13 protein-coding genes are annotated in these 15,793 nt (G+C 60.1%); 6 read left to right on the top strand and 7 right to left on the bottom strand.

Annotated features, from left to right (window positions below):
* Positions 1–256: 256 nt before the first annotated feature.
* A complete protein-coding gene (locus tag HYP802_RS0120760; RefSeq protein ID WP_013949652.1) occupies positions 257–2,200 on the bottom strand; it encodes an acyl CoA:acetate/3-ketoacid CoA transferase in 1,944 nt (647 codons plus the stop codon).
* Positions 2,201–2,486: 286 nt separating this feature from the next.
* On the opposite strand from HYP802_RS0120760, the gene HYP802_RS0120755 reads away from it, so the two are divergent.
* Positions 2,487–3,938, top strand: coding sequence for a DHA2 family efflux MFS transporter permease subunit (locus tag HYP802_RS0120755; RefSeq protein WP_013949651.1), 1,452 nt, complete (start codon positions 2,487–2,489; stop codon positions 3,936–3,938).
* A 21-nt stretch (positions 3,939–3,959) separates the two neighbouring features.
* Here the strand turns inward: HYP802_RS0120755 and HYP802_RS22650 are convergent, their stop codons facing one another.
* The 3 genes from HYP802_RS22650 to HYP802_RS0120740 form a co-directional block, all read right to left on the bottom strand.
* A complete protein-coding gene (locus HYP802_RS22650) occupies positions 3,960–4,709 on the bottom strand; it encodes a class I SAM-dependent methyltransferase (protein WP_013949650.1) in 750 nt (249 codons plus the stop codon).
* Positions 4,710–5,036: 327 nt separating this feature from the next.
* The gene (locus tag HYP802_RS0120745; protein WP_244421066.1) at positions 5,037–5,546 is read right to left on the bottom strand and encodes an S-adenosylmethionine decarboxylase; all 510 of its coding nucleotides are present in this window, start codon (positions 5,544–5,546) and stop codon (positions 5,037–5,039) included.
* 293 nt (positions 5,547–5,839) lie between these two features.
* Positions 5,840–8,176 carry an AsmA family protein gene (locus tag HYP802_RS0120740; protein ID WP_013949648.1) on the bottom strand — a complete coding sequence of 779 codons (2,337 nt, stop codon included), beginning with the start codon at positions 8,174–8,176 and terminating at the stop codon, positions 5,840–5,842.
* 302 nt (positions 8,177–8,478) lie between these two features.
* Between HYP802_RS0120740 and HYP802_RS0120735 the strand changes: the two genes are divergently transcribed.
* Positions 8,479–9,198, top strand: a complete 720-nt coding sequence (locus HYP802_RS0120735; protein WP_013949647.1) for a thermonuclease family protein — start codon at positions 8,479–8,481, stop codon at positions 9,196–9,198.
* Between the two features lie 76 nt (positions 9,199–9,274).
* On the opposite strand, the gene HYP802_RS0120730 is transcribed toward HYP802_RS0120735, so the two are convergent.
* Positions 9,275–11,080, bottom strand: a complete 1,806-nt coding sequence (locus HYP802_RS0120730) for an OmpA family protein (protein WP_013949646.1) — start codon at positions 11,078–11,080, stop codon at positions 9,275–9,277.
* 624 nt (positions 11,081–11,704) lie between these two features.
* On the opposite strand from HYP802_RS0120730, the gene HYP802_RS0120725 reads away from it, so the two are divergent.
* The 4 genes from HYP802_RS0120725 (at position 11,705) to HYP802_RS0120705 (ending at position 13,974) form a co-directional block, all read left to right on the top strand.
* The gene (locus HYP802_RS0120725; protein WP_013949645.1) at positions 11,705–12,292 is read left to right on the top strand and encodes an HdeD family acid-resistance protein; all 588 of its coding nucleotides are present in this window, start codon (positions 11,705–11,707) and stop codon (positions 12,290–12,292) included.
* A gap of 163 nt (positions 12,293–12,455) precedes the next feature.
* A complete protein-coding gene (locus tag HYP802_RS0120715; protein WP_013949644.1) occupies positions 12,456–12,695 on the top strand; it encodes a lipoyl domain-containing protein in 240 nt (79 codons plus the stop codon).
* Positions 12,696–12,708: 13 nt separating this feature from the next.
* Positions 12,709–13,470, top strand: coding sequence for an enoyl-ACP reductase FabI (gene fabI / locus HYP802_RS0120710; protein WP_013949643.1), 762 nt, complete (start codon positions 12,709–12,711; stop codon positions 13,468–13,470).
* 15 nt (positions 13,471–13,485) lie between these two features.
* Complete coding sequence (locus HYP802_RS0120705; protein ID WP_013949642.1) at positions 13,486–13,974, top strand: MaoC/PaaZ C-terminal domain-containing protein; 489 nt, start codon at positions 13,486–13,488, stop codon at positions 13,972–13,974.
* 3 nt (positions 13,975–13,977) lie between these two features.
* Here the strand turns inward: HYP802_RS0120705 and HYP802_RS0120700 are convergent, their stop codons facing one another.
* Both HYP802_RS0120700 and HYP802_RS0120695 read right to left on the bottom strand, forming a co-directional pair.
* The gene (locus HYP802_RS0120700; RefSeq protein WP_024276455.1) at positions 13,978–14,961 is read right to left on the bottom strand and encodes a zinc-dependent alcohol dehydrogenase family protein; all 984 of its coding nucleotides are present in this window, start codon (positions 14,959–14,961) and stop codon (positions 13,978–13,980) included.
* 96 nt (positions 14,962–15,057) lie between these two features.
* Positions 15,058–15,786, bottom strand: coding sequence for a CBS domain-containing protein (locus tag HYP802_RS0120695; protein ID WP_013949640.1), 729 nt, complete (start codon positions 15,784–15,786; stop codon positions 15,058–15,060).
* Positions 15,787–15,793 lie beyond the last annotated feature (7 nt).

Here is a 15,793-nt window from a genome sequence, read left to right as displayed (position 1 = left end):
ATGGCGACTGTCATTAATCACATCAAGACCCACGCGGAACGGCGGCACCACGAGCAGCCGTCATCCCGGCGTAGGCCGGGAGCCATGCGGCCCATCACCATGAACGGTATGGAGAATCGTCGAATGGCCGCCTTCGCGGCCATGACGGAAGTTGAAGCAAGCACGCGCAGGCGGCCGGCTCGACGGAGGAGAGTCGCCTGCGCCAACATAGCTACGGCCGGCTCGACGGAGGAGAGTCGCCTGCGCCTCCCAAAAATTATTCCGCGGCTTGGCGCTCCAGCGACTCAAAGGCCGCATCGGCATTCTCGAATACGTGCGTATTGAGCCCGCGTCGCCGCAACGCGTCTTGCAGCTTTTGCCGCGTGACCGCGCTCGTCGCATAGCGCGCGGAACGCGCGTAGTGGTTCTTGGTGACGTAGGCCACCATATCGGCATAGTCGTCGTACAGGTCTTCGGCGATACGGCAACCATCCTGATTGATCATCGCATCGACGCGCTTGCCGGTCGCTTGGCAAGCCTCGACGATCGCCTTCTTGAGATCGGCGACGTCGGCCTTCTTGCGCACGCTCCACGCCCGCAGATCGATATTCAGGATGTTGCGGCCCGCATCATAGCTGATGCGATCTTTCAGATGCTGGTTCAAAAGGTCTGCCAGCAGATCCATCGGCTGATCGAGGAAGATCCGCGGGTTCATCGTCACCGGTTTGTGGATGTGCGGCTTGAACGCCATGTTGGGGAGAATGTCGCGCTCGATATCGATGCCGGGCGCCACTTCGATCAATTCAAGGCCATGCTCGGTGAGTTGGAACACGCACCGCTCGGTGACATAGATGACGGGCTGACCTTTCTGCGCCGCGTATTTGCCCGAGAACGTCACCTGCTCGACCTGCTTTACGAATTTCTTCGCGCGGCCTTCCTGCAGGATGCGAACTTTGCCGTCTTCGATTGCAACTTTAAGACCGCCGGCTGTGAACGTGCCAGCAAACACCACAGCGCGCGCGTTCTGCGAAATGTCGATGAAGCCGCCGCAGCCGTTGAGCTTGCCGCCGAATTTGCTGGTGTTGACGTTGCCGATGCTGTCGCATTCCGCCATGCCGAGGCAGGTGAGGTCCAAGCCGCCGCCATGATAGAAGTCGAACATCTGGTTCTGGTCGAGGATCGAATGTGCATTCGCCGATGAGCCGAAGCTAGATCCGCCCGCCAGGACGCCGCCGACGGCACCCGCTTCCGTCGTCATGACGAGGTAGGGCGTCACCTTTTCTTCGTTGGCGACGTTCGCAACGCCGTCCGGCGCGCCGACACCGAGATTGATGACGCCGTTCGGCGGCAGTTCAAAGGATGCACGTCGCGCGATGATCTTGCGCTCATCCAGCTCCATCGTCGGCAGGCTGTCGACGGTCACACGCACTTCGCCCGCAAGGCCTGGATCGTAGATCACGCCGTAGTTCATGCGGTGCATCTCCGGCGGGTCGGCGATGACGACGCAATCGACGAGAATGCCTGGAACCTTCACGTCCTTTGGCTTGATCGAACCTTCCGCGACGATACGTTCGACCTGCGCGATGACGATGCCGCCGTTGTTATGTGCGGCCATCGCCTGCGCCAGTACGTCGAGCGTCAGCGCCTCACGCTCCATGCTCAAGTTTCCGAGCGGATCGGCGCTCGTTGCGCGTATCAGCGCCACGTTGATCGGCGTGGCTTTGTAGAACAGCCATTCCTTGCCATCGACTTCGACGAGCTTGACGAGATCTTCCTTCGTCTTGGTGTTGACCTTGCCGCCGCCGAGACGCGGATCGACGTAGGTGTGCAGGCCGACGCGCGTAAAGAGGCCGGGGCTCCCCGAGGCGCAACTGCGATAAAGCTTCGAGATCACGCCCTGCGGCAGGTTATAGCCCTGGATTTTGTCGTCTTGCGCCGCCTGCGCAACTTTCGGCATGCGTCCGAAGTTGGCGGCGATCACGCGTTTCAAGAGACCATCGTGGTGGAGGCGGCCGGTCCCGAGGCCTTTGCTGTCGCCAGCGCCGGCGCACATGATCAACGTCAGGTCGCGCGGCGCGCCGGTCTCGACGAACCGCTTCTCCAGCGCCGCGTGCAACGCTTCCGGAATGCAGCTCTGGACAAACCCCGTTGTCGTGACGACGGCGTTATCGCCGATCCGGGCGATGGCTTCGTCAGCCGACATGACCTTGTTGGTAACCATGCGATGCGTTTCCCCAAGTCACAGCCTTGGATCAAAGAGGGCTTCGTCCGGCCCTCGCAAAACCCGCGCTGTTGTTTGTTTTATGCCGAACACCAGATTATGCGCCTGGCCGATGATCGCGCATAGCTTAGCTCTGTTAGGTCCGCACCACTCAACGGGGTAATGGCAGCCTATCCGAGGGTCAGCGGTGGTATATGCCGCACCCAATTTGCAATCGAGATCTGCATAAGTCGCGCGCCGGATTGCGACAGCGTTAATCGTTTGTACGCTTGCTAGACAACCCATCATGACCGAACTTTTTCGCCGCAATTTCATACCTCTGGTCGTTGCGACAGGTCTCTTCATGGAGAACCTGGACGCGACCGTGCTTGCCACGTCGCTGCCGGCGATCGCCAAGGATCTCCATTCCAACCCCATTCACCTTAAACTCGCGGTGACCACGTATTTGCTGGCGTTGGCGGTTTTCATTCCGGCGTCGGGCTGGATGGCAGACCGCTTCGGTGCGAAAAACGTCTTCCGCGCGGCTATGGTGGTGTTCTCCGTCGGCTCGATTGCCTGTGGATTGTCGTCGGATCTCGGTTCGCTCGTTGTCGCGCGCGTTGTGCAAGGCATCGGCGGCGCGATGATGGCGCCGGTCGGCAGGCTTATTGTGCTCCGCACAATTCCAAAGACCGATATGATCAATGCGATTGCGTGGCTCACGGTTCCGGCGCTCGTCGGCCCCGTGCTCGGTCCGCCGCTTGGCGGCTTCCTTACGACCTACTTTAGCTGGCGCTGGATCTTCTGGATCAACATTCCGGTCGCACTGGTCGGTATCGTGTTGGTCACGCGTCTGATCCCAGACACGCGCGAAAGCACCCCCAGCACCTTCGATATGCGCGGCTTCTTCCTGATCGGACCCGGTTTGTCGCTGTTCCTGACGGGCGTCACCCTGATGGGGCTTGGCCTTCTCGATCGCGATCTGGTGGTTTTGATTACGCTCTCAGGTGCCGTTCTGCTGGGGCTCTACGTCTGGCACGCATTCCGCGTCCCCCAGCCGATCATCGACCTTCGTTTGCTTGCGATCCCAACGTATCGCGCGGGCGTGGTCGGTGGCTTCCTGTTTCGGACGGGGCTTGGCGCTGGACCGTTCCTGCTGCCGCTGCTCTTTCAGACCGGTTTTGGTATGACCGCGTTCCAGTCTGGCTTGATGACCTTCGCGACCGGCATCGGCGCTATGTTCATGAAGACCCAGGCCGCGGCTATCATCCGTCGTTACGGCTTCAAGCGCGTGCTGATCGCGAACGCAGTGGTCTCAAGCCTGTTTGCCGCCCTGCCGTCGCTGTTCGTATCGAGCACGCCCGCGCTGTTGATCGTCGGGCTGTTTCTCGCCGGTGGCCTGTCGCGCTCGCTGCAGTTTACGAGCGTCAACACGCTGGCGTACGCCGACGTGCCGCCCGAGCGCCTGAGCCGCGCCACGAGTTTCGCCGCTGCGTTGCAGGAATTGTCGGGTTCAGTGGGTGTCACCATCGCCGCGATGGGACTTCAGGCCATGCAGTATTTGCGTGGTGGAAGCGCCATCGACGCCGCACATTTTCCGCCTGTCTTTTTGCTGATTGGCTTGGTGTCGATGTCATCGATTCTGTTCTTCTCACGCCTCTCCCGCGGAGCAGGAGCATCTCTATTGCCGACGGAGGCCCTGAAAGCCGCCGAGCCCGCCAAGGAAGTCGCGCGCCAGCGCGAAGGGCATATGACTTAGACCGAAACAAACCGTTGTACGCTAAGCCAATCGCACTTTCTTAAGGGCCGCATTTATGAGCACCGGTACAGCTTGCTTTATGCTCTGTAAGGCTTCCCTGCCGCTTCCTGGTTGAGACGAACCGCCTTGAAAATACGCGAGAAGGCCGTGATCGACGCGATCTAACTGATAAGGCGATGTCACGGGCGATAGAGAAGATGGGACTTTAGCCGGCTCGCAGAAAATTAGTATATTTTGCCTATACCAGCTTGCAACACGCGGATCTCGGAAGATAGCGGGGCGAATGCAATCAATCGCAACGTATCCGTGCGTAGCAAACTTCGACGCCCAATAGCTCTGCCATTGCTCATTGATATGATTGAGTCCGCCTTGCAGCGGTATTGCAGCCGAGAACAAAACGACCGGCGCAGCATTTACGATTGATTCAACGAATTCGTCAGCACTGCTCTCAGGTAGGTGCTCAGCAACTTCCAGAGAAATCGCCAAATCATATTTGCGCGAAAGCGAAAAGGAGCGTGACAAATCGGTGGGCGTAAAATGCTCGGCCGGAATTTGTAGCATCTCGGCGCTCACATAATCGCCATCGAGCCCCTGGTAGTCGCTCACGCCGTGCTGTGACAACGTCTTTAGCCACCCTCCGACTCCACATCCGATATCGACCGCCGAGTTCACCTTGAACAAACTAAGCACGATCGGAATGACGACCTCAGCGGAAGATAATGAACCTGCCTGCTGATTGGCATAAAACTTTGGCGAATATAAAATTTCCATTTGAACAAATCCTCTGCGCAAACGGGTCTAAAAGGCAAATTCACATATAGTTGCAGACAGCTTCGAAGAGTTTTCTATCTCGCTATCGAAGCACACGACAGGATTTTGAGCATACTTAATCTTAATTGGGATTGTAGCGGAGCATCCGGGTACGCCAAAAGCCGCGATCGAGACATACCCGATCGCGGCAACCTATTGCTGGTAGGGAGTCAGTTCAGAGAAGTCAGCTGCACCGACAGTCCGCTTCGCGCTTGGCGGCCGGCTCCCGTAGGGAGCTGCCAAGCGCAACAAAAAGCAGTCGCTCGGTGCCAAGACAAAACTCTCTTCTTAAGCCGCCTTCGCCTGGGCCTTCTGGCGCTGCGCGGGCCGTACGGCACGTACGGTCGGCATTTCAACGACCGAAGCCGTGCGCTTGCGCTGGATGACAGCCTCGCGCGCTCCGAAAGCGCCCGCGAGTGCGAGCAGCGCCTTTGACGGCGTCAGCCCATCGCATCCGCGCGCGTCGACAGCGGCAAAGCCGGTCCGCGAGCAAGCCTGCAAGGACAGGTGCCCGGAACTCAAGACCGCGACACCCGACACGTCGCCGCCAGCGGCGCGGTCAAGGTGGAGGCTCTTGAGCTTGAGGCCCAAGTTCTCGACGGCACGCTTCATCGCACGCTCGGCGGACTTGACGTCGCCGAGGCGCATGGCGCCATGGAGATCGATAAAGATCGTAGTCCCTGCACTAGGTACGCTTTGCTCAGCAATCGGACTCACAATCGAGTCCTCGACTTCCGCGTTGAACTCAGCGCGCGCGTGATCTTCCTCTTGGGCGGTGCTTGAACGAGTCAAGTCCATCCCCAATTGGAAGAGGGTGTCATTAAAGGCCATGTGACCCTCCCCAACCAGCAGATAGGTTTGACCCGCCCGCTCCTTACCTCATTGGTTCTGGGAAACCTCGACCATGTTGGCAGGTGGACAGACGAGAGAGCGTGCATATGAGGCCAACGCCCCCCCTACGCAAGAGCTTTTTGTGCCCTGCGCCAATTTTTTTTAGCCGTGGTGCGCCAGCGGCTTAACAACCGGTTTTGTGACGCCTCGCTCGGTCGCTTTTGCCGTCATCGAAGCGAAACTCAGCCGTGAAATTTTTGCTAATTTTGATCGTCTGCCTTGCCAAATAATTGGTTCAGCAGCTTCTTGGCTTTTTTCTTCGTCTTTTCGGTCTGCGGATCCTCGTCACCCTTCTTGCCGAAAAGAGAATCGACGATTTCGTCTGAATTCTTCCCTTTGAGTTTTTTGCCGATGTTCTTGATGGCATCCATTGTCTTGTTCGGGTCAGCGAGCACCCCGTTTAGATCGGGATGATAGCTCGGATGATCCCAGGACCCGGTAATCCTTACCGGAACCTCAATGCCGGATGCCTGTGCATTGCCGCCTTGGCCTTCGAGTGAGGCGATGAGCTTCGGCTTCACGGTATAGTCGACGGTCCGTTGCGGCATGTGGATGACGCCGCTGCCGGTCGCCCGCAAAAGCGGACTGACAAGCTGCAGATCCTGGTTCTGCGCGACGCCATTCGTAACCGTAAACGTCGCGGCCAGCGCACTGAAATCCGTTTTCTCCGTCGGTGACGTTCTGAGAGCCCCGAAGTTGCCCTGCGACAGCCCGCGCAGGGCGCCGGGCAGATTGAAGCCGACGATGGCGCCGTTCGAGAACTGGAACCCGGCGTTGCCGTTCAGGCTCTCGATCAATTGCAGCTGACTGGCGCCGTTTGCCGCGAGCTGCAGCTTGACGTTGGCGTTCCCGGACACCCAGCCGAAGTTGGCAGCATCCTTCAGGAACGGCAGAGCCGAGACGCTGTCGAAATTGAAATTGGCGCCAATGTTAGCAGTGTCGGCTGAGCCATCGAGCGTCAGCACGCCGCGACCATGGCCTTCGTAGAGCGCAACGTCGTTGAACGACGCCTGCATCGCCCGATTGTTGACGGTGACATCGACGGACGATTGGCCGATCGACACGTTCTTGAAATGCAGCCTGCCGATAGCGAGCTGCGCCTTGCCATCGGCGAGTCCAAGGAGCGTTAGGTTCAGTCGCTCGCTTGACCAGCCCGCGCGTTGTTCGACGCCGTAAACCTTGGTGCCTTGCTTCTGCAAAAGCTTCTGAATCTCGTCGGGGCCAGCGGCAGGCGCGGCCGCCGGTGCCGGATCGGCCGGAGCATTCGCACTTTCAGTTACCAGCGTGCCGACGACGGCGTTCGTTAGATACTTGTTGAGATCGAGCGCGGAAATCGCAAGGTTCGCCTCAACGAACGGCCTCACACCGCCCGTCGTTACCTTGATCGTGCCTTTCGCCGTTTCGCCATCCAGCGCGAATGTCGCGTTCGAAAACTCAGTGACGTTGTCGGCCGTCTGCAGCTTGCCTTCGATTGACAGCGGCCCGAAGCCGGTGACGGGGGGCAGTCGGGAGCCGAACCATTCGGCAAGCTGGCGAGCGGAATCCGCCTTGGCCGAAACTTGGCCGTCGAGAATCGCGCCATCCTGAACGGTCAGGTCGCCGCTATAGGAGGCATTGATCAGCCCGTTCTTGGTCGAGAATGTGAGATGTGCGGGCGCGTTCATCAGCAAGCCGCGCACGTTTTCGATTTTGCCGTCGAAATCGAGACGCTGGTCGCGCCAGACGAGATTGCCGTTTGCAACAAGCGGACTTTCCAGCGACGGCAAGCCGAGCTTCACGTTGATGCCTGACACCTGGGATTTGCGGCCGGTCCGGTCGTCGCTGAAGCGGATCGTTCCATCCTCGATGCGGACGTTATCGAGCTGCACATTCGAGACGGACGGAATGGCAACCGAATTGCCATCGACCTCAGCGGCGGCGACATCGAAAGCACTTGCGTCGCGCAGTGTGCCGGCCCTCTGCAACTCGGCGACCTGCGTTGCCGCGCGATTGGTCGCGAATTTCCAGTTGTTCCGTCCATTTTTGTCGACGTGGAAGTCGAACACCGGCTGGCGAAGCGTTACGGCATTGATTTTCGGCCGCTGCTGCAGAAGCGATATTGGCTCAACGCTCACCTGAAGCGCTTCGGCATGAAGCAGCGTGCCGTCCATTCCCGCAGGCGCCGACAACGACACGTCATGCAACGACACGCCGAGCTCGGGGAAGAACGCAAATGTCGCCGGTCCGGCGATCACGAGGTCGCGTCCTGTTCGGGCTTTTACCTGCTCGGTGATTTTCTGTCGGATGAAGTCGCTCGGCGGATTGAGCACGAGATAGCCGACGCCAGCTCCGCCGACGAACAGGACGACGAGAAGGAAATAGACGACGCCCACGAGCAAGCCGCTGCGCCGGCGTGGCGGCGGCTTGCGCGGGCTCCCCGGCGGCGGTGGTCCGCGGCGCGGCCCCGAACCAAGGGGCGCGCGCTCGAAAGCCGGCCGCTGAGCCGCAAACGGCGGCAGCGGTGGCGGAGCGGGCGGCTGCGGGTATTGGGAAGTCATTCAGGTCCTCGTTGTCGTCGGCGTCGGGCGCCGCGCGCAAAGCACGCGAAATATCGCGGCGAATTATGTCACTGGCGGGCCGCTGGCTGCGGCGCAGGGTCTGCCGTCATTGTGCGCGATTCCCCACCGCGATGTCGAAGTCGCGACCTTCATTCCATCGACAAGCTGCAAAGTCCAACGGCCGAGGCGGAAACGCTCCCGTCGCACGAGCATTCTCGCGCGGTTGTATCGACTCATGAAACAGCAAGAAATCACCACCACGACGCCCATGTTGCGACACCGGCGAGCGCGATGTTCGCTATATGTTCATCAACCCGCCTATCCGGCCCCCTTCGCGTACGAGCGTTGGCGTTGCGACGCTCGTTATCGCACTTTTCCCGCTCGTCGTGCATGCATTGCCCGGCGACGACGGCCAGCCTGCGATCATCTCGGGTATCGGCCACGTCGTCGATGGTGACACGCTCGATGTTGGCGCGACCCGCATCCGTCTTGAAGGCATCGACGCGCCTGAAATTGCGCAGACGTGCCAAACAGCATCGGGTGAGACGTGGAACTGCGGCGTTGCCGCCGCCGCGATGCTGCGCAAGCTCGCCGAACATCGGGAATTGATGTGCGAACGCAAAGGCACCGATCGTTATCGGCGCGTGCTCGCGACCTGCTTTGCGGACGGCGTCGATATCGATGAGGCCATGGTCCGCGTCGGACTTGCCTGGGCGTTCGTCCGCTACTCGAAAAGATACGTCGCCGTCGAAACGGAGGCGCGGAGCGCCAGGGTCGGCGTTTGGCAAGGTGCCGCGGAAGCACCTTGGGATTTCCGCCACAACGAATGGAAGGTCGCCGAAACGAGCGCGCCCAAAGGCTGCGCGATCAAGGGCAACGTCTCATCCCGCGGCCGGATCTTTCATATGCCGTGGGATCCTTGGTACGACCGGGTCAAGATGGAACCCGGAAAAGGCAAGCGTTGGTTCTGCTCCGAGCAGGAAGCCATCGAAGCGGGATGGCGGCCAGCCTCGGCGAATTAGCAACGGCGCGCCCAAAAGAAAATCCCGCCGCTTCGATTACTATCGAGGCGGCGGGAGCAATTATCGTCGAGAACCTTTAGTTACGTCCTGGCGGCGGGCCATCGTAACCCTGGTCATCGGGACCGCCATCGTCCGGTCCGCCATCACCAGGACCGCCAGGGCCGTCGTCATATTGGCCAGCGCCCTGCGGCGGCGGAGGAGGCGCGCCGGCATTACCGCGAGCCAGGAGCGGCGTGATCCGGCGAACGGCGACGCGGCGGTTGAGCCGTTCCGGCGCCTGGGTCGGAACCTTCAGGTACTCTTCGCCATAGCCTTGCGTCGTCAGGTTCTCAAAGGGGATCTGGAACTGCTGCGTCAGCACTTCCGCAACGGATTCCGCGCGCCGGTCGGAGAGCGAAAGGTTGTCCTCCGGTGAGCCGACAGCATCCGTATAGCCTTCGATCATGAACACCTCATCGGGGTGCCGATGGATGATCCGGAGCATGGCGCGCGCGATCCGGTCGAGCTTACCGTACTCGCTCGGATTGACCTCCCACGAGCCGAAATCGAACGTGATGTCGTCGAGGTCCACGCGGCGCATGCGGTCGCGAAGCGCAGCCGTCGCCCGGATTTCATCGAGGGTATATCCCCCGCGGAAATCTTCGACCGGCGGTGCGCTCAGTGCCTCGTAAACGTCTTCGTCGCTCGCACGTTCGTAATCGACGATGTACTCGTCGCGCGGAATGGTGACACGCGGCGGCGGCACGTCGAGCATCGAATTCAGGATGGCGGCACCAGCAACGACGCCGACACCGATGCCGATTCCGGCCGCGAGATTTCTGCCGAAGTTGTCATGACGGCGGCGGCGATTGTCGATGATGATGAAGTCGCGCCCGTCGGGCCCACGGCGATACCGGCGAATGAGCTGGCCGTTGGCATCCGTCTCCGAATAGATCTTATAACCGCCTGGGCGGTCGATCACGGCGACGTTCGTACCGCCTTTTCCGCGTTCGAAGCGGGCGTTCGGCGCGACACGCCGCAGCCGCTCGGTATCGTCGTGTTGAATGAAGACGCGATTGTTCTCGCGATAGATGCGACGCTTGCCGGGCTCTTCGATAACGACGCCCTTGCCTCCGTCGAATTTAACCTCTTTGCGTTGGCCACGCATGGCCTCGAAGCGCCGCTTGGCTTCCGCAGCCGTCTGCGGAGGTTTGTTCGGGGCGGCGAAATTCGGCGTGACCGCCCTGTTTGGCTGTCCCGGATTGACGACAGGCGCGGGCTGCGTGCCCGGAGTGACGCGCTTCCAGCCCTGCTGGTTCTGCGGCTTGTTCGGCTGGCCTGGATTGACGACGGGGGCGGGCTGCGTGCCCGGCGTGACGCGCTTCCAGCCTTGCTCGTTCTGCGGCTTCAGCGGCGGCGCATTGTTCGGTGCCTTGTTTGGGCCGCCGAACTGGTTGTTGAAGTTCTGCTGGCCCGCGTTCTGATGCTTGGGGCGCTGTTGTGGCTGCTGCTGCGGTACCACCGCCTTATTCACGACCGATGGCTGTGGCGGCTTCGGCTTGACGAACGCATTTGGATTTCCTCCAGCGCCGCCATTTCCGAAGTTCTTCTGCTGCACATTTGGCTGTTTCTGCTGCTGGCCGAACGCCGGGTTGCCGTGCTTCTCCGGACGCCCGCCTTGCTGGCCGAAATTCTTCGGTTGCCCCTGAGGCTTTCCAGGTTGCCCCTGCGGCTTGCCCTGCTGCCATTGATTTTGGCCGCCGTTGCCTTCCTTTTCGTGCCTCTTGATTTTATCTTCTTTGTTAGGCGGCCGCTGATCGTCCGCCATGACGACTGCGGGCGTGACCGTCAGTGCCGTTAGGAGCGACGCAGCGGCGAGAGCAGCGTGTCGGCTGGGATTCATGGCATTTCCTCGAATTTTGTCGCGTCCTGGTCGAACGCTGCGAATCGATTTCCGTTTAGTCGTTAGTACGTCGGCGTCGCGCTTTCACGGCAATTGTGCCGTCGGCAATCTATTCTCGAAGCCCAGGCGGATAAGGGCAGCCGTATGAAGCGAACGTGAATAGGTTGCGGCCAAATCATGGCGAATAAAAATCGGCAGCGGTTGGTGGCTTCAGCCGTCGCTAAAATCAGAGAGCGGATTAATGCACGGCGCGTAACTCGCTCACGGCTTCGACAAAAGCGGGCGATGGCCACGCCGACCACGGCTCGCTCGGTCCGGATTGGAGGGGGCTTGAGAACGCATGAGAACAAACGCGACGCGCTGCTCGCGGGCGTGCTTTGAAGCAGCAAAGCTGCGTCCGGCCTCTACAACTTTTCTTTCGCACCGTTTAACGAGCATTAACGCCGTTCTCTGCGCATCTGTGCGGTGCAGTGCGTTGCGGCGGATCAACGCCAAGTGCGGATTTTAATGTGCTCGGTCGTAAGACATTCACGACTTTGCACGCTTGGTACGGCACCGAGCCGCGAACTATCGTAAGATTAGCGCCGTGCTTGCTGCGTTACCCGCCCAGACAGGAGCTTGAAAATGTCATTCGATCCATCAGACGTCCGCCGCATGAGGCAGGCGCTCGTAACGTCGCTTCACGAGAATTGGAAAATGTTCCTTATCGAAGGGATTGTTCTCGTCGTTCTCGGTACGGCAGCGATCATCGTGCCGCCGATCGCGACCCTCACCGTCACATTCTTTATCGGCTGGCTCCTTCTCTTCAGCGGCATCGCCGGCCTCTTTACGACATTTTCCATGCGGCCGATGCCAGGCTTCTGGTGGTCGTTGCTCTCGGCCATCATTGGCATCGGTGCCGGTCTCGTCCTGCTCTTTTCGCCCGCCACAGGGGCCGTTTCGCTGACGATTGTGCTCGTCGCCTTCTTCATCCTTGAAGGCATCGCGTCGGTTATGTTCGCGCTCGAACATCGCAACGAGCTTCCCGGTGCCTGGGTCATGATGTTGTTGAGCGGCATCGTCGATCTCGTGCTCGGCGCCATGATCTTCTTCGGCCTGCCGTCGTCGGCGGCATGGGCGATCGGTCTGCTCGTCGGCATCAACATGATCTTCGGCGGTTTCGCCCTGATCGCGATGGCGCTACAGGCTCGCAAGATCGAGCCGGTCGCGTAACGCGGACAAATTCAGAAAAATATATTGTGCTTTTTCGCTGCATCGTCTTTCGCGATGCAGCGAATTTTTTTGACCGAGATCATTATAATTGTACGCAAGTGCAGCAAGAATGCAGGTGCCCGGCGAAAAACAACATCATCGCCGATAGGCAATCGGAGCTGACATGTCTGACATCAAAATTGACGAAGCCCTGTGGGCCTCAAGCATCTTCCCGGAAGGCACGCTCGTGCGCTGGCTTGTTCCCGACGGCGCTAGCGTCGCCGCCGGACACGGCATTGCGGTCGTCCGCATCGAGGATGCGCTGCACGAGATCACTGCACCCTCCGATGGTCGTATCACCATCGTAGCCGGCGAAAATAGTGTCGTCGATCCAGGTGCGTTGATCGCAACTCTTTCCGAGTGAGGTGAGACGCCGCATGTCGCTTGCTGGAAAAAAGGGCCTTGTCGTCGGCATCGCCAATGAACACAGCATCGCCTACGGGTGCGCGAAAGCTTTTCGTAACGCCGGTGCCGATCTCGCAATCACGTATCTCAATGCCAAAGCCGAGCCTTACGTTCGCCCGCTCGCCGAAGAGCTCAAGAGCCCGATTATCGTCCCCTGTGACGTGCGCGAGCCCGGCCAGCTCGAAGCGGTGTTCGAGCGCATCGAAAAAGAGTGGGGCAAGCTCGACTTCCTGCTGCACTCCATCGCCTTTGCGCCGAAGGATGATCTCCACAGCCGCGTCGTCGACTGCTCGCAGGCCGGGTTCTCACTCGCGATGGACGTCTCGTGCCACTCTTTCATTCGCATGGCGCATCTCGCCGAGCCTCTGATGAAGGATGGCGGCTGCCTGTTGACCGTCACCTTCTACGGCTCAGAAAAGGTCGTCGAAGAATACAATCTGATGGGGCCGGTGAAGGCCGCGCTCGAATCCTCGGTGCGTTATATGGCGGCCGAGCTTGGCAAGAAGAACATTCGAGTTCATGCCCTGTCGCCGGGACCGCTGAAGACCCGCGCCGCATCCGGCATTGATCGCTTCGATGAGCTTCTGGACCGTACGCGCGAGCGCATGCCCGACCATCAACTCGTCTCGATCGACGATGTCGGCAACGTCGCCGCGTTCCTGGCGGACGATAACGCCAAAGCGCTCACCGGCAATCTCGAATACATCGATGGCGGCTATCACATTCTCGGATAGCACCAAGGAGACTTCATGGAGACGTTGACCAACCGCACCTTCGACGAACTCAAGGTCGGTGATAGCGCCAGCCTTGTGCGGACGTTGACCCACCGCGATATCGAGTTGTTCGCTGCGGTATCCGGGGACTTTAATCCTGCACACGTCGATCCCGAATTCGCCAAGACCGATATTTTTCACGGCGTCGTCGTGCACGGCATGTTGGGCGCTGCGCTGATTTCGACAGTGCTCGGCACTAAGCTGCCAGGTCCGGGAACGATCTATCTCGATCAGACGTTGCAGTTTCGTCATCCGGTGCGCGTCGGCGATACCCTGACGGTCACACTGACGGTCTCCGAGAAAATGCCGAAGAACCACCGCGTCAATCTTGATTGCAAGGCGGTCAATCAGAAGGGCGAGGAGGTTATCACCGGCGTCGCGACCGTCATGGCGCCGACTGAAAAGATCTCGCGCCCACGCGTCGCGCTTCCTCAGGTCGAGGTTCGCGACGGCCCGGCGCAATAAGCATCAGGGAACAAGAACGGCGGCGCCGGAGAAACGTCCGGCCCGCAAGTCGGCAAGCGCTTCATTGGCGTGAGCGAGCGGATAGACGGTCGTCGTCGTATGGACCCCGGCCTTCGGCGCGATGTCGAGAAACTCGTGCGCATCCTGGCGCGTGAGATTGGCCACCGACCGGATCTCCCGCTCTTCCCATAGAATATCGTAGGGAAACTGCGGAATGTCGCTCATGTGAATGCCGCCGCAGACGACGCGGCCGCCTTTGCGGACCGCCTTGAGTGCCGCTGGAACGAGGCTGCCCACAGGCGCAAAAATAATTGCGGCGTCCAGTTCGTTGGGCGGCACATCGTCTGAGCTGCCGGCCCATACCGCACCGAGCGAGCGCGCGAAGTCCTGCGCTTGGTTGTCGCCCGCTCTCGTGAATGCGTAAACCTCGCGTCCCTGCCAGATGATGACCTGCGCGATGATGTGCGCCGCCGCGCCAAATCCATAGAGTCCGATACGCTTGCCGTCGCCCGCCATGCGCAAAGACCGCCAGCCGATAAGGCCAGCGCACATCAGCGGCGCTGCCGCCACGGGATCGCTGAAACCCGGCATCGCAAAGGCGAAGTCCGCATCGGCGATCACATGCGTGGCGAATCCGCCGTCACGCGTGTACCCGGTGAAAAGCGGAAAGTCGCACAGGTTCTCGCGCTCCGCGAGGCAATAGGGACAGTGCCCGCACGTATGGCCGAGCCACGGCACGCCGACGCGCTCGCCGATTTTGTGGTCGTGAACGTCTGCGCCAAGTGCATCGACGATGCCGACGATCTCGTGCCCTGGAATAACGGGATGCTTGGGATCGGGAAGATCGCCATCGATGACGTGCAGGTCCGTCCGGCAGACCGCGCACGCTTCGACGCGAACGCGGATTTCGCCTTTTCCCGGCTGCGGATCAGGTCTTTCTTCGAGGGTCAGAGGCTCTCCGACGGCTCGGAAGACCATGGCTTTCATCGGCGGATTATCTTTCGGATCCGAATTAGGAGATGGTCGCAACGCTGCCGCGACTATCGCATGGGCATCAATCGCGCGGCTCGCGGTCAACCCGATTTATGCGTCGGCCAGCGGCACCTTTTCGTCCGGCGAGTAGACCACCGTACCGGACATCGGATCGACCCAGGACAAGTGATTGCGCACCTGCTTGACGCCGGGCACGTTCTCGGTGGCGACAACGGCCGCTTCGTCCTGCCGATAGGCCGTATAGCAGCCCCAGAGATCGACGACTCCATCCTTGACGGTGACGTTCAGAAATTCGTTTGCGGCCCACGGCAATGTTCCGAGCGCCGCGATAACGCCTTTGCGGATGTCCGCGTCAGTGTCGTCGACGTCGGTATTTCTGACGAGGCCCGACAACGTCTGCAGCAAGTTCGCCCGACTCAGAATGCCGACAACCGCGCCGTCTTTCACGACCGGCACACGTTTGATCCGGTTCTTCTCCATGACATGGATGACTTCGCTGAGTTCCGTATCAGGCGAAACGCTGATCGGATCGCGCGTCATCACCTCTGAGACCTTGCGGCCGTGCGTGCGAATGTATTCATTGGCAAGCGTCTCCGAGCCCGTCAGCATATCGCGCCAGAACGAGCGCTTCACTTCCGTGCCGGTCTCGGCCCGGCGAAGACAATCGCCTTCGGTGACGACGCCGACGAGTTTGCCATCCTCGGAAACGACGGGCAGGCCGCTGATCCTGTGATCGAGCATTTTCTTGATCATCTCGCTGAGCGTTGCATCGGGGCGAATGGAGATGACCTTCGTCGTCATTACGTCGCTGGCTTTCATGACGCTT

This window comes from Hyphomicrobium sp. 802, assembly GCF_000526135.1.
GTDB lineage: Bacteria > Pseudomonadota > Alphaproteobacteria > Rhizobiales > Hyphomicrobiaceae > Hyphomicrobium_B.
This window is presented reverse-complemented; position numbering and strand designations above follow the sequence as displayed.

Excerpts from the sequence above, each read along its gene's own strand:
- HYP802_RS0120760 (WP_013949652.1), bottom strand. The coding sequence starts at position 2,200 with ATGGTTACCAACAAGGTCATGTCGGCTGACGAAGCCATCGCCCGGATC.
- HYP802_RS0120755 (WP_013949651.1), top strand. The coding sequence starts at position 2,487 with ATGACCGAACTTTTTCGCCGCAATTTCATACCTCTGGTCGTTGCGACA.
- HYP802_RS22650 (WP_013949650.1), bottom strand. The coding sequence starts at position 4,709 with ATGGAAATTTTATATTCGCCAAAGTTTTATGCCAATCAGCAGGCAGGT.
- HYP802_RS0120745 (WP_244421066.1), bottom strand. The coding sequence starts at position 5,546 with ATGGACTTGACTCGTTCAAGCACCGCCCAAGAGGAAGATCACGCGCGC.
- HYP802_RS0120740 (WP_013949648.1), bottom strand. The coding sequence starts at position 8,176 with ATGACTTCCCAATACCCGCAGCCGCCCGCTCCGCCACCGCTGCCGCCG.
- HYP802_RS0120735 (WP_013949647.1), top strand. The coding sequence starts at position 8,479 with ATGTTCATCAACCCGCCTATCCGGCCCCCTTCGCGTACGAGCGTTGGC.
- HYP802_RS0120730 (WP_013949646.1), bottom strand. The coding sequence starts at position 11,080 with ATGAATCCCAGCCGACACGCTGCTCTCGCCGCTGCGTCGCTCCTAACG.
- HYP802_RS0120725 (WP_013949645.1), top strand. The coding sequence starts at position 11,705 with ATGTCATTCGATCCATCAGACGTCCGCCGCATGAGGCAGGCGCTCGTA.
- HYP802_RS0120715 (WP_013949644.1), top strand. The coding sequence starts at position 12,456 with ATGTCTGACATCAAAATTGACGAAGCCCTGTGGGCCTCAAGCATCTTC.
- fabI (WP_013949643.1), top strand. The coding sequence starts at position 12,709 with ATGTCGCTTGCTGGAAAAAAGGGCCTTGTCGTCGGCATCGCCAATGAA.
- HYP802_RS0120705 (WP_013949642.1), top strand. The coding sequence starts at position 13,486 with ATGGAGACGTTGACCAACCGCACCTTCGACGAACTCAAGGTCGGTGAT.
- HYP802_RS0120700 (WP_024276455.1), bottom strand. The coding sequence starts at position 14,961 with ATGAAAGCCATGGTCTTCCGAGCCGTCGGAGAGCCTCTGACCCTCGAA.
- HYP802_RS0120695 (WP_013949640.1), bottom strand. The coding sequence starts at position 15,786 with ATGAAAGCCAGCGACGTAATGACGACGAAGGTCATCTCCATTCGCCCC.